General features: G+C 73.4%; 8 protein-coding genes. 2 read left to right on the plus strand and 6 right to left on the minus strand.

All coding sequences use genetic code 11. From position 1 onward, the window contains the following. Positions 1 to 113: 113 nt before the first annotated feature. From ABD339_RS31080 to ABD339_RS31095, 4 genes are all read right to left on the minus strand, one after another. Positions 114 to 371, minus strand: coding sequence for a hypothetical protein (locus ABD339_RS31080; RefSeq protein ID WP_344570511.1), 258 nt, complete (start codon positions 369 to 371; stop codon positions 114 to 116). Positions 372 to 410: 39 nt separating this feature from the next. Beyond that, complete coding sequence (locus ABD339_RS31085) at positions 411 to 1,700, minus strand: putative sodium/potassium/calcium exchanger (protein ID WP_344570512.1); 1,290 nt, start codon at positions 1,698 to 1,700, stop codon at positions 411 to 413. 1,447 nt (positions 1,701 to 3,147) lie between these two features. Then, positions 3,148 to 3,975 carry a polyphosphate polymerase domain-containing protein gene (locus ABD339_RS31090; RefSeq protein ID WP_344570513.1) on the minus strand — a complete coding sequence of 276 codons (828 nt, stop codon included), beginning with the start codon at positions 3,973 to 3,975 and terminating at the stop codon, positions 3,148 to 3,150. Then, positions 3,972 to 4,733, minus strand: a complete 762-nt coding sequence (locus ABD339_RS31095) for a DUF4956 domain-containing protein (protein ID WP_344570514.1) — start codon at positions 4,731 to 4,733, stop codon at positions 3,972 to 3,974. Before ABD339_RS31095 ends, ABD339_RS31090 begins: the two co-directional genes overlap by 4 nt. A 233-nt stretch (positions 4,734 to 4,966) precedes the next feature. Between ABD339_RS31095 and ABD339_RS31100 the strand changes: the two genes are divergently transcribed. Together ABD339_RS31100 and ABD339_RS31105 are read left to right on the plus strand one after the other, a co-directional pair. Continuing rightward, a complete protein-coding gene (locus ABD339_RS31100) occupies positions 4,967 to 7,000 on the plus strand; it encodes a protein kinase domain-containing protein (RefSeq protein WP_344570515.1) in 2,034 nt (677 codons plus the stop codon). 135 nt (positions 7,001 to 7,135) lie between these two features. Continuing rightward, positions 7,136 to 9,337: a serine/threonine-protein kinase gene (locus ABD339_RS31105; protein WP_344570516.1), complete on the plus strand. Its 2,202-nt coding sequence runs from the start codon at positions 7,136 to 7,138 to the stop codon at positions 9,335 to 9,337. A 126-nt stretch (positions 9,338 to 9,463) separates the two neighbouring features. Here the strand turns inward: ABD339_RS31105 and ABD339_RS31110 are convergent, their stop codons facing one another. Together ABD339_RS31110 and ABD339_RS31115 are read right to left on the minus strand one after the other, a co-directional pair. Further along, entirely contained in the window at positions 9,464 to 11,197 is a 1,734-nt protein-coding gene (locus ABD339_RS31110) for an ABC transporter permease (RefSeq protein WP_344570517.1), read from the minus strand. Next, positions 11,194 to 12,312: an ABC transporter ATP-binding protein gene (locus ABD339_RS31115; protein ID WP_344570518.1), complete on the minus strand. Its 1,119-nt coding sequence runs from the start codon at positions 12,310 to 12,312 to the stop codon at positions 11,194 to 11,196. Before ABD339_RS31115 ends, ABD339_RS31110 begins: the two co-directional genes overlap by 4 nt. Positions 12,313 to 12,395: the final 83 nt, after the last annotated feature.

Genomic DNA, 12,395 nt, shown 5'->3' on the forward strand with positions numbered 1-12,395 from the left:
CTGTGGGGGGGCTCTGTGGGGGGGCTCTGTGGGGGGGGGCTCTGTGGGGGGCCGGTATGCCGTGTCGCCGCATCGTCCGCGTCGCCGCGTCGTCCGTCGCCGCGTCACCCCCGTCAGCTGCCGTTCCGCTCGTGGTCCGGACCGTCCGTGCCGCGCCGGAGTCGGTCGATGCCCCGCCGGAGACGGGTGGTGAGGCGGTAATCGACGCTCACGTCGTCGTACGTGTGGTCGGCTTCGACCGGATCGGGCAGATGGTGGCGCCGACTGCGGGAGTCCGACGCACGGCCGGGGGATCCGTGGAACCGGACGTCGGTCTCGGGTGGCGCGTCGAATCGGAGCTGTTCGGCATCGACGGTGGAGGTGAACTCCACGTCCGGGGTGGAGGTGCGCTCCGCGTCCGGCGCGGCTCTTCACGGCGGGCGTTCCCGCTCCCGGCTGCGGGACGCCTCCTCGCTCTTCCGCGCGGCCCGCCCGGTTCGGGTCCCGCGCTTGGTCTCCCTGCCGCGCTGTCCGCTCGCCTCCCGGCCGGACTGGCCGCCGGTCTCCCTCGCGGCTCTTCTGGTCGTCCGGCCTGCGGACTCCGAGGCGGTACGGGAGGCCGTACGGGATGCCTCACCGGCCGCCTCCCGCCCGGAACCGGCGGTCGAGCGCGCGGTCCTGCCAGCCGTACGGGCGGTCTCGCCGGCGGTGCGGCTCGCCTCCTGAGTGGCCTTGCCCGCGCCCTCACCCGCCTCCTGGGTGGCCTTGCCCGCACCCTCGGCGACCTTCCCGGCGCCCTCGCCCACGTCACCGGCCGCCTTGCCCGCGCCCTCACCCGCGCTCTCGGCGGCCTTCCCCGCCCCTTCACCGACCTCACCTGCGGCTTTCCCGGCCCCCTCGCCGACGTTCTCCGTGGCCTTCCCCGCGCCCTCGCCGACGCTCTCCGTGGCCTTCCCCGCGCCCTCACCGACGTCCTCCACCGCGCCGCCGGCGCCCTCCCCCACGCTCTCCACCGCCCCGCCCGCGCCCTCGCCGACCTTCTCGACGGCGCCACCTGCGCCCTCCCCGACGCTCTCCACCGCCCCGCCCGCGCCTTCCCCGACGCTCTCCACCGCTTCTCCGGCGCCCTCGCCGACGTCCTCCACCGCTTTGCCCGCGCCCGAGCCCAGCTCCCCGACGGCCCTTTCGGCGCCGCTGCCCAGCTTCTCGGTCGCCTTGCCCAGCCCGGAGGTGATCTGCTCCAGAATCTGCGGGTTGCGGTCGATCGTGGACAGCACCCGTCCGACGATCGCGGCGACGTTGTCGAGCCGGACCTTCAGCAGCGCCTGGGCGTCCACGCCCTTGATGTCCAGCTCGACCCGGCCCAGCGTCACGTCGGCGCCGACGTTGAGCTTGAGGAGGTCGAGGACCTCCGCCTGAAGGGAGACCCTGGCTCGCAGATCCTCGACCTCCAGGTCGATCTCCTCGACGTGGAGCGTCGGGACGTCGAGGAGGACATCGGGCGCCTCGGAGGTGCGGGTGGCCGAGGTTTCCGGCATCTCGGCCAGCTCACCCTCGACGTACTCGCCATCCCCGTCGTCCCCTGCGTCCTCGTCCCCTGCGTCCTCCCCGTCGTCCGCGCGGTCGTCCCAGTCCTCGCCCTCGGGCACGTCCTCGTCCCGGGCCGCCTCGTCGGTTTCCGGCTGCTCGTCCCGCTCGTTCTCGGCGTCGTCGTCCCTCATGCTGCCCCTCGGGGGTATGTATGGACAGAACTTCGGTTTTCACCATAAGGGGGACATCACGCCCGCGCTCCCGGAGCGAGGTGGGGCCGGGGCAGCGGCGCGGGAGGCGGCACGTGCGGCGGCGCCCGACGCGCGGACGCCGTCCGGGCGGCGGGGGCCAGGGCCGCGGTAACGACGTCGAAACCGTCACCGGTTAAGGCGGTTACGCCGCGGTGAAGACCTCCCGCAAGGAGCGACGCCAGCGGCGGGAAGGGCGGGCCGGGGGGCATGGCGCGCGCTGGGGACAGGGGGACGCGCCGGCTCCCCCGCTGCGGGGTGAACTCCCTTGCCCCTGGCTCCGTTGAGACCCGCAGGAGAGTTTCCAGGCCCCTTATCGGGACATACGGGTTCCGCGCGATCGACAGGAGGGGACCATGCCATCACCGTTTGAGCGTCTCACCGAAATGGCGGAGGAGAGGCGTCGGCGGTCCGCCGCCAACTGGGTGGAGAACGAGTTGAGGGAAGCGGAAGGAGCCGTTCGCGACAAGTGGAAGCGGATGGCGGATTTAAGGGACTCCAGAAATCACCTGCGGGACAACTACACGGACACGGCAGCGGATCTCGGCACATGGCAGGAGCAGCGCGAGGAGATTCAACAGGTCATACAGGAAGAGAAAAGAGCCACAGCGCACTGGAGGAAAACGGCACACGATTTGTCGCGCGGCGTCAGTCCGCTGAAATTGCGCCTCAAAGGGACGTCATCCGCTCAAGTCCTGCAAGTGATAGCGAGTCGGAGTGCACAGTTCGGGAACGACCTGCGTGACATACGGGACGCGATAGATCCCCTGGTCAACGAGGAACCGCCATCCGTGCTACCGCAGTACAGCCCCCTGGCCCCACAGCAGTCGGCTTCTGCCGCACAAGCGCACCTCGCCGCAGCCGCCCTGGACGCGCTTCCCTCCGCCACCCAGGGCCGCGACTCGACGCCTTCCGCGCCACCGCCGCCGTATTCACCTTCACCGCACTCGCCAACGCCGTCCGTGACTCCCGCGTTTCAGGGTCCGCGCGCGCTTCAGGGGCCGGAGCCACGACCGAGGAGCCGCTGAGCGGACTCGGTGTGCCCCCGGGAAGGTGCGGTGCCGACCACCTGGCCCACCCGCCCGCGCCGCGTGCGCCGTTGGCGCCACCCGCGCACAGCGGGACGCCAACTCCTTCGCCAGAACGGGACCGTTGTTCAGTGGCGGACCGCTTCCGGCTCGGGCCGCCACGAGTGGGCCCGGACGTTCGTGGAGTAGCGGGCGCCGCGGCCAAGGGGCGAGCGGGCTCACTCACACAACCATGAACCGAAGCAGCCGCGTTCGGGGAGTACTCCTCCATCGCGCGCCCCTACCGCGACCTGCCCCCCGTGCAGTTCGGCTGACGGGGGTGGCCAGAGCCGCGGCGACACAGCGTAGGAAACCGTCACCGGTTAAGCCGGTGACGCCGCCGTGAAGACCTCCCGCAAGGAGCGGTGCCAGCGGTGGGAGGGGAGGGCGGTGGTCATGGCGCCCAGGGAGGCGTACTTGGTGAAGTCGGCCGCCCGGTGGCCGTACTCGTGAAGGAGGAGGTCGGCCTCCGTGAGGTGGCCGTAGGACTTGGTCTCGACGAGCACGAGGTCGCGGGCCGCGCGCACCTCGTTGCCGTGGGCGTCGCGGCAGACGAGCCCCGCGTCGCAGGTGATGCGCCGGCCGTCGGCGACGAAGGTGGCGCGGGTGTAGTCCGTCACCAGGCTGGGGCGCAGGTCGTCGGGGACGGTGAAGTCGGCGCCGTAGGTTTCGGCCAGCGTCTCGCGCAGAAAGCCGCGGGACGCGTCGTCCAGGGCGTGGGCACGCTCGCCCAGGCGGCGGCGGAACTTGAGGGTCTGGCCCCGGCCGCCCTTCACCTTGATCTCGAACTGGCGCTCCCCCGTGTCCTCGTAGAGCCGCTCGCGGATCTTGCAGCGCTCGCGGCGGCCCTGCCGGTGGTCGTGGTAGGCGCGCAGGCCGGGGGTGTCGTAGTAGACGGAGTGGTAGCCGAACCACCTGCGTCCGCCGATGGACAGGGCCCGGAACGGCTCGGCGCGGTGCGGGTCCGTCAGCCGTGCGGCGATGTCCTGGAAGGTGTGCGACGGGACGAGGTAGCAGCGGTCGTAGCGGTCCAGCAGCGGGGCGCGCTCCATGACGTCGGCCAGGCCGATGGGGTGCGCGGCGAGCGCGGCGCGGGCGAGCGCGCGGGTGGCCGGGGCGACTCGGGTGGCTGCGGTGATGAGCGCGGTCATCGGGCGGTCTCCCTCATGTGAGCGGCAGTGGTGGTCGACAGTGCGGTGGTTGGTGTGGGGCCGCCCGTTTTCTCGGGGGCGCCCGTTCTCCTGGGGGTGCTCGTTCTTGTGGGGGTGCTCGTTCTTGTGGGGGTGCTCGTTCTTGTGGGGGTGCGCGTTCTCGTGGGTGCGGCGGAGGTGGGCGACGGCGTCGGCACCGGCGCCGGGCGGCGGTAGCGGACGTCCACCACGGTCAGGTCGCGGACGAAGTCCACCTCGCTGACCTTCCAGGCCAGCGGCTCCCCCAGCCGCGCGCGGATCCGTTCGCGTACGGCCTCGGGTTCGGTGACGGCCGCGTCCAGCGTGACGACGGCGCGCCCGGTGCGGGCGAACAGGCGCGGGTGGTCCGCGCCGTAGAGGACGGCGACGGGCAGCAGGCACAGCGCGGCGGCGAGACCGAAGGGCAGGTGCGGCAGGCCGGCGACCAGGCCGATGACGAGGGTGGTGAAGTAGTACGCCACCTCCTCGTTCTGGATGGATTCCGAGCGCAGCCGGATCATCGACAGCACGCCGAAGAGCCCGAAGCCCAGCGCCGTCCCGCCGTCGCCGCCGACCCGGGCGAGGGCCGCGACGACCGCGAACAGCGCGACGTTCAGCGCGAGATACGCGGGGAGCAGGTCCCGTCGCCGGTGCCTGGGGAAGTACACGGCGAACGTCAGGACCAGCACCGCCGCGAGATCGAGTGCGAGGTGAGTGCCGAACTGGCTCAGCGTTTCCATGCCGGTGAAGGTAGGGAAGCGCGGGTTAACGCGGCTTCCCTGCGACGTTAAGGATGGGCACCGGGGTCGGGCGCGGCCGGATGCGGCCGGGTACAACCGGATGCGGGCCGGATGCGGCCGGATGCGGCCGGGTGCGGACCGGGTGCGGCCGGACGGTTCCGGTGGGCGCGACTCGCACGGGCATCCGTCTACGGCCTATCCTCATGCGCACCATGAGGAGGGGGCATACGGCTATGGACGCGCTGAGCGCTGAGGACCCCCACTGGATCGGTGGCTACCGTCTGCTGGGCAGGCTCGGCGAAGGCGGCATGGGCCGGGTCTACCTCGCGCGTTCGGAACGCGGCCGGACCGTCGCGGTGAAGATCGTGCAGGATCAGCTGGCACGCAGCGCCGACTTCCGGCGCCGCTTCGCCCAGGAGGTCCGCGCGGCGCGGCGGGTGGGCGGTACGTGGACGGCGGCCGTGCTGGACGCCGACACCGAGGCCGACACCCCGTGGGTGGCCACCGCCTACGTGGCCGGGCCCTCGCTGTCCGAAGTCGTGGACGTCCAGTACGGGCCGCTGCCGGAGAAGTCCGTGCGCGCGCTGGCCGCCGGACTCGGCCACGCGCTCGGCGCCATCCACGGCGCGGGGCTCGTCCACCGCGACCTGAAGCCCTCCAACGTGCTGGTGACCATCGACGGGCCGCGCGTCATCGACTTCGGTATCGCCCGCGCGCTGGACGGTGCCGTCCAGTCCTCCGGCGGCCTCACCAGAACCGGCGTCGTGGTCGGCTCGCCCGGCTTCATGTCACCCGAACAGGTACGGGGGGAGCGGGTGACCCCCGCGAGCGACGTGTTCTGCCTGGGCGCCGTGCTGGCGTACGCCGCGACCGGGCGGATGCCCTTCGGTACGCAGGAGGGCGGCATCCACTCGCTGCTGTTCCGCGTCACCCAGGAGGAGCCGGACCTGGCGGGCGTCCCCGAAAGACTGCTGCCGCTGATCGCCGGGGCCCTGGCCAAGGACACGGCGGGACGCCCCGAGGTCCCCGAACTGCTGGCGGCACTCGGCCCCGACGCGGGCCCCAACGGCGCCTGGCTCCCCGGCGAGGTGCTGGCCGAACTCGGCCGGCACGCGGTCGCCCTGCTCGACAGCGAGGACCCGGAGGCAGCGGACGCCCTGCGGGACGCCCCCGCTTCGCCCCACGCCGGCGCCACACCGGACGCGGGGCACCCGACGGACGCGGGGCGCCGGCCAGGCACGGACGCGGGGGCGGGGGCGGGTCCGCGCGCCGGCGCGGGCGTCGGGTTCGGGCCCGCACAGGTGCCCGACTCCCCGCCGCCCGGCTACGCCGCCCCGTCCCCCTACGCCACCCCGCCCAACGGCCCCGGCGGCCCCAACGGCCCCGGCGGATCCGGCGGCCCGGCCCAGGGAATCTTCGGGCCGCCGAGCCCGTACGTCCCCCTCCAGAGACCCGCGAGCGCCCCGAGCCCCGCACCGGCCGGGCTGTACCAGGGACCGGGACCGGCTCAGGTCCCGGGACCAGGGCCGGGCCGGGTGCCCGGGCCGGGGGTCAGGCCGCCGCACGAGACCCGCGCGCCGCGCGGGCTGCTGCGCGCGCTGACCTGGCTGCTGTGCCTCTTCCTGGCCCCGCTGGTGCTCCACCTCTTCGTCCTGGTCGACGTGTCCGCGAACGCCGAAAGGGCGCTGGCCGACTACGGTTCCGACGCGAAGATCGCCGCGCTCGACGACTTCACCGTGCTGCGGCCCCTGTCACTGACGTTCGAGGCCCTCACGCTGCTCCTCTGGCTGCCGGTCGTCGTCGTGTGGCTGTGCTGGTTCCGGGCCGCGCGGCTGCGGGGCGAGGCGCTGAAGCCGGACGGGTTCCGGCACGGCAGGGGCCTGACCGTGGGCTCCTGGTTCATTCCCGTCGCCTTCCTCTACCTGCCGAAGCGGATCGCCGACGACATCTGGCACGCCTCCGTACCCGGGTCCAAGGGCCCGGCGAAGTGGCTGATCCACTCCTGGTGGGCCGCCTGGCTCTGCTTCTTCGTGGGGCAGCTGGCGACCGCCCCCGTCTCCTGGTACGAGCGGCGCGGCCTCCAGTCCGCCGCCTCCACCGCCGCGCTGTCGATGGGCGCCACGGTCGCCGGGGTGGTCGCCGCCGTGCTCGCCGCCGCGGTGGCGCACCGGATCACCAAGGGGCAGGCGGCGCCCGGCGCCGAGGCCGGCACCACGGCACAAGCCCAGGTACCCGGACAAGCGCGAACACAGGCAGCGAATTCATGACACAGCGTCATGTCCAAGCGTCAAAGCGTCGCCGGTTGGCAGCCCTCCCGTGACATTCGTAGCCGACAGTGAAGTGAGAAACAGCCTCGGACCAAAGCGAGGAAGGCCACCACGAGCACCGGGGGCGGGCAGCACATGACGGACCTGACGTCGGACGATCCGGCCTACGTAGGCGCGTACCGACTCCTGCGCCGGCTCGGAGCCGGTGGCATGGGCCGGGTGTATCTGGCGCGCTCGGCGGGCGGCCGTACCGTGGCGGTCAAGCTCGTCAAGGGAGAGCTGGCCGACGACCCGCTCTTCCGGGCCAGGTTCCGGCTGGAGGTCGAGGCCGCGCGGCGCGTCGGTGACCGGTGGACGGCGCCGGTACTGGACGCCGACACCGAGGCCGACCACCCGTGGGTGGCCACCGGTTACATCGCGGGCCCCTCGCTCGACGAGGTCATCGTGGCGGGCACGCGCGGCTGGTCCGGGACGCGGCACCGGCTCGGCTACGGTCCGCTGCCGGCCGAGTCGCTGCGGATCCTCGCCTACGGCCTGGCCTCCGCGCTGCTGGACATCCACGGCGCCGGGGTCGTCCACCGCGATCTGAAGCCCTCCAACGTGCTGCTGACCATCGACGGGCCGCGCGTCATCGACTTCGGTATCGCCCGCGCGCTCGACGAGGTGCCCGAATCGACGCTCACCACCACCGGCATGGTCGTCGGCTCGCCCAGCTACATGTCGCCCGAGCAGATCACCGGCGAGCCGGTCACCGCCGCGAGCGACGTCTTCTGTCTCGGCGGCGTGCTCGCCTACGCGGCGACGGGCCGCCCGCCCTTCGGTACCCCGTCCGGCGCCGGGGGCGTGCACTCGGTGATGTTCCGCATCGTCTCCGAGGAGCCGGACCTCGCGGGCCTGGCCGACAAGCCCGTTGACCCGCGAAAGCCCGGGGGTCCGGACGGGCCCGGCGGTCCGGACGGGCCCGGTGGTCCGGACGGGCCGGGCGAACCGGGCGGACTGGACACGTCCGGCGAGCCGCTCGGGCTGGCCGGGCTGGGCGGCCTGGCCGGGTCCGCGCGCGACATCCGGGCGATGCGCGAGCTGATCGCCGCCTGCCTCGCCAAGGAACCCGAGGACCGGCCCGCGCCCGAAGAGGTCATCGAACGGGTGCAGCCCATCGCGACCGGCGCCTCGGCGCCGCCGTGGCTGCCCGCCGGACTGCTGGCCGAACTGGGCCGCCACGCCGCCGAACTGCTCGACGCCGAAACGCCCCCCTCGGGCTCAGGACGCCCCGGCTCCGCCGCACTTCCGGACACCTCGGCCCCTTCACCGGCTTCGGCAGCTTCGGCAGCGCCGTCAGCCGCGGCGCCTTCGGCAACGGGTGCGGCCGACGCGGCGGACGCGGGAGCCCTCTCCGGGCCGGACGCCGCGGCTCCGGCGGACGCGTCCTCCTCCCCGCTCATGGCACCCCCCGGCTCCGACGTCACCGGCGACGGCGCGGGGGACGGGACCGGCGAAACCGAATCCGGTGCCCCGGACCGCCGCCCCCGACGGGTGGGGCGGGCGCTGCTGGCCGCCGCCGGTGTGGTGGTACTGGTCGGCGCCGGAGTGGCCGCCGGTACGGGGCTGGGCCCGCTGGGCGGCGGCGACGACGGACCGCGGAAGGAAGCGCGGTCGGAATCCGATGTGCCCGCCGAGTACGTCGGCACCTGGGTCGGCCCCGTCGAGCGCGACGGCCGGCCGACGGGACAGCACCGCCGCTTCGTCATCACCAAGGGCGAGGTGGGCGAGGTCGTCGCCAACAGCACCAGCCTGGGCACCAACTACGAGTGCAAGAGCGACGCCAAGCTGACGGACAAGCCCGGGTCGGGCCACAACGACGGGCTGCGGCTGGACACCAAGGTCGTCAAGAGCGTGCCCGAGGGCAAGTGTTCGGCCATCGGCGAGCACACGCTGACGGCCAAGACCCCCGACACCCTGGAGTGGCGGGCCGGAGGCCGCGCGGCGACCCTGCGCAAGGTCCCAGGGCCGGAGCGGATCCCCGAGTCGCTGGTGGGCACCTGGCGGCGCCCGCTGGCCGGCGGCGGCAACCAGACGCTGACCATCGGCCCCGACGACATCGACGGCAAGGGCCTCTCGATGATCTCGAACGGGACCGAGCGCTGCGAGGCGGACGTGGATGTCTTCTCCGTCGGCACCGGCATCGACCCGGTACGGATCGGCCCGCCGGAGGTGGACAGGTCCGTATCCCGCGGCGCCTGCCAGGCAGGAGCCGCCTCCACCCTGCGGCTGGACGGCGACTCCCTGCGGCGGCAGTTCCCCGACGGCCGCAGCCTGACGTACGAACGCACGGAGTGACCTGATCCACGGACGCACAGAGCGACCTGACGCAGGAACGCGACGGACGAACACGGCGGACGAAGGCAGGGAGTGAGGCGCCGACGCCTCACTCTCTCTCCCGCCCGTCACTTCCTCTCCCTCACGTCACTTCGTCTCCAGGTCCCTGCGGCGGAAGCCCGCCAGCCCTGCCGCGAGCAGCCCGGCCGCCACCAGGGCGAGCAGCAGCTCCGGTGTCCAGCGCAGGTCCGCGGAGGGCAGTTCGGGGACGTGGCCGAAGGGCGAGAGGTCGTTCAGCCAGCCGGGCAGGTCCAGGAGCTTGCCCAGGTAGCCGACGACGAAGCCGTAGACGGGCACCAGCCACGCGAGGGCCGTCGCCCTCGGCGCCCAGCCGAACAGCAGCGCCGCCACCCCGCCGGTCACCCACAGCGCGGGCGCGTAGGCGAGCCCCGCGCCCGGCAGCCGTACGAGCAGGCCCGCGTCCCCGGTGGCGGCGGCGCCCGCCAGGCCGAGGCCGAGCGAACCGGCCAGCAGCACCAGCGTGCCGCCGCCGAGCGCCACCGCCAGGTGCGAGCCGGCCCACCGGGAGCGCGAGAGTCCGGTGGCCAGCAGCGGTTCGGCGCGGCCGGCCGTCTCCTCCGCGCGCGGGCGCAGCGCCGCCATGACGACGTGGAGCGAGGCGACGACGGCGAGCACCAGCATGACCGTCGAGGCGAAGGACTCCGACAGCGAGCCGCCCGCCCGGGTGAGGGCCTCGCGTATGTCGCCGCCGAGGTCGTCGAGCATGGTGTCGATGTCGCCGAGCAGCGACCCGTACATCGCGCCGAGCAGCACCAGCCCCGCGCCGAAGCCGAGGAGCAGCCCGCGCTGGAGCCGCAGGGCGAGGCCGAGCGGGTGGGTGAGTGCGCGGGTGGCCCGCGCGCTGCCCGGCCGGGGCGGCAGCAGTCCGGCTCCCACGTCCCGCCGGGTGCTGAGCACATATCCGGCGGCGCCGGTCACCACGGCCGCCGCGAGGGCGAGCAGCAGCGGCCACCAGCGGTCCTCGACGAAGGGGTAGCCGCGCTGGACCCAGCCGATGGGCGAGAGCCAGGAGACCGCCCCGGCACTGCCCGTACCGCCGATATCGCCCGTATCACCTGTACCGCCCGTATCGCCCGCACCGCCGCTGCCCACGTCGCCCACCGCGCGCAGCGCGTAGGCCGCGCCGAGCACGCTCAGCGCCATCCCGGCGGCGGCCCTGCCGTGGGCGCTCAGCTGGGCGGTGACGGCGGCGACGCCCGCGAAGACGAGGCCGACGGCGGTGTGGGCCGCGCCGTAGAGGAGCGCGCCGCCCGCCGTCGTCCCGTCGAGCCCGGCGCCCGGCAGCGTTCCGGCGAGCAGCAGCCCGAGCGCCACATTGGCACTCGCGGCGGTGACGAGGGCCGCGGTGAGTGTCGCGTGCCGGCCCACGACCCCGGAGCGGATCAGCTCGGCGATACCGGTCTCCTCATCGGCCCTGGTGTGCCGTACGACGGTGAGCACGCTCATCAGTCCGGCCAGGATCGCGCCGTAGCCGAGCATCAGCATGCTGAGGGCGGCGGCGGGCGTGAACTCCGAGAGGTTGTGCGCGGGTCCTGTCATGGCGAGCATGGCCGGGCCGCTCAGCGTCTTGACCATGTCGGCTGCCTTGTCCGGGTCGTCGGGCGCCATGGTCCGGGCCTTGCCGATGCCCGACAGCGAGACGAGGAGGACCGCCAGAACCCATACGGGAAGGCGCACCCGGTCGCGGCGCAGCGCGAAACGGACCAGGGTGCCGGTGCCCGCGAGGGGGTTCCCGCGGGCGGACTCGCGGCGGCGCGCGGCCCCGGGCGGGCGGGGCGCGGCATCGGTGGCGGTGCTCATCGCGTGGTGGCCTCCGCGTCGCCCTTGTCGCCGTCCGCACGGTCCGTGCCCTCGGCGGCCGGGCCCGCTTCGATGCCGTCCACGCCGTGTCCGTGCCCGGGTTCGTGTCCCTGTTCGCGCCCGGGTTCGTGCCCGTGCCCGTTGGCGGCCAGCTCGTCGCCGTAGTGACGCAGCATCAGCTCCTCCAGGGTCGGCGGGTGGCTGACGAGGCTGCGTACGCCGAGTGCGCTCAAGTACCGTACGGCGGCGTCGAGGTGGGCGCCGTCCACGGCGAAGTGGACGCGGTTTCCCTCGGTACGCAGGTTGTGGACGCCGGGCAGAGCGCCGAGTCCGGTGAGGCGGGCACCGGGATCCTCCCCGTCCGGAGGCCGGGGGACGGTCTCGGCCTCGATCGTGGTCCTGGTCAGATGCCGCATCTCGCTGAGCGTCCCGGACTGGACGATCTTGCCGAGCCGGATGATGCTCACCCGGTCACAGAGCTTCTCGACCTGGGACAGGATGTGACTGGAGAGCAGGACGGTGCGGCCCGCGGCCTTCGCCTGGAGGATCACGTCCTGGAAGACCACCTCCATCAGCGGGTCGAGGCCCGCCGTGGGCTCGTCCAGCAGCAGCAGCTCCGCGTCGGAGGCGAGCGCCGCGATGATGGCGACCTTCTGCCGGTTGCCCTTGGAGTAGGTGCGGCCCTTCTTGGTGGGGTCGAGGTCGAAGCGCTCGATCAGCTCCGCCCGCCTGCCCTGGTCGATGCCGCCCCGCAGCCGAGCGAGCAGGTCGATGGCCTCGCCGCCGGTCAGGTTGGGCCACAGCTCGACATCGCCGGGGACGTAGGCGAGGCGCTGGTGCAGGGCGACCGCGTCCGCCCAGGGGTCGGCCCCCAGCAGCCGGGCCGTGCCCGTATCGGCGCGCAGCAGCCCGAGCAGGACGCGGAGGGTGGTCGACTTGCCCGCCCCGTTGGGGCCGAGGAAGCCGTGGACCTCGCCGGTGGCGACCTTCAGGTCGAGCCCGTCCAGCGCGCGGGTCCTGCCGAAGGTCTTGACCAGCCCCGAGACGGAGATCGCGGTGTCCGGCGGGCTCGGCGAGGCCGGTGTGGAAGCGGTCGCGGTGGTGGCGGCGTTCATGGTTGGGAAACTAAGCGTGATTCACAAATTTGTGAAGTTAAGGAAGCGTTAGGGTCTTTCACGGAACATCGAGCAGGGAGAAG

This window comes from Streptomyces axinellae (assembly GCF_039532135.1).
GTDB classification, from domain to species: domain Bacteria; phylum Actinomycetota; class Actinomycetes; order Streptomycetales; family Streptomycetaceae; genus Streptomyces; species Streptomyces axinellae.

What these genes read in the sequence shown, in the direction of transcription:
- ABD339_RS31085 (WP_344570512.1), bottom strand. Translation starts at nt 1,700, where the DNA reads ATGAGGGACGACGACGCCGAGAACGAGCGGGACGAGCAGCCGGAAACC.
- ABD339_RS31090 (WP_344570513.1), bottom strand. Translation starts at nt 3,975, where the DNA reads ATGACCGCGCTCATCACCGCAGCCACCCGAGTCGCCCCGGCCACCCGC.
- ABD339_RS31095 (WP_344570514.1), bottom strand. Translation starts at nt 4,733, where the DNA reads ATGGAAACGCTGAGCCAGTTCGGCACTCACCTCGCACTCGATCTCGCG.
- ABD339_RS31100 (WP_344570515.1), top strand. Translation starts at nt 4,967, where the DNA reads ATGGACGCGCTGAGCGCTGAGGACCCCCACTGGATCGGTGGCTACCGT.
- ABD339_RS31105 (WP_344570516.1), top strand. Translation starts at nt 7,136, where the DNA reads ATGACGGACCTGACGTCGGACGATCCGGCCTACGTAGGCGCGTACCGA.
- ABD339_RS31110 (WP_344570517.1), bottom strand. Translation starts at nt 11,197, where the DNA reads ATGAGCACCGCCACCGATGCCGCGCCCCGCCCGCCCGGGGCCGCGCGC.
- ABD339_RS31115 (WP_344570518.1), bottom strand. Translation starts at nt 12,312, where the DNA reads ATGAACGCCGCCACCACCGCGACCGCTTCCACACCGGCCTCGCCGAGC.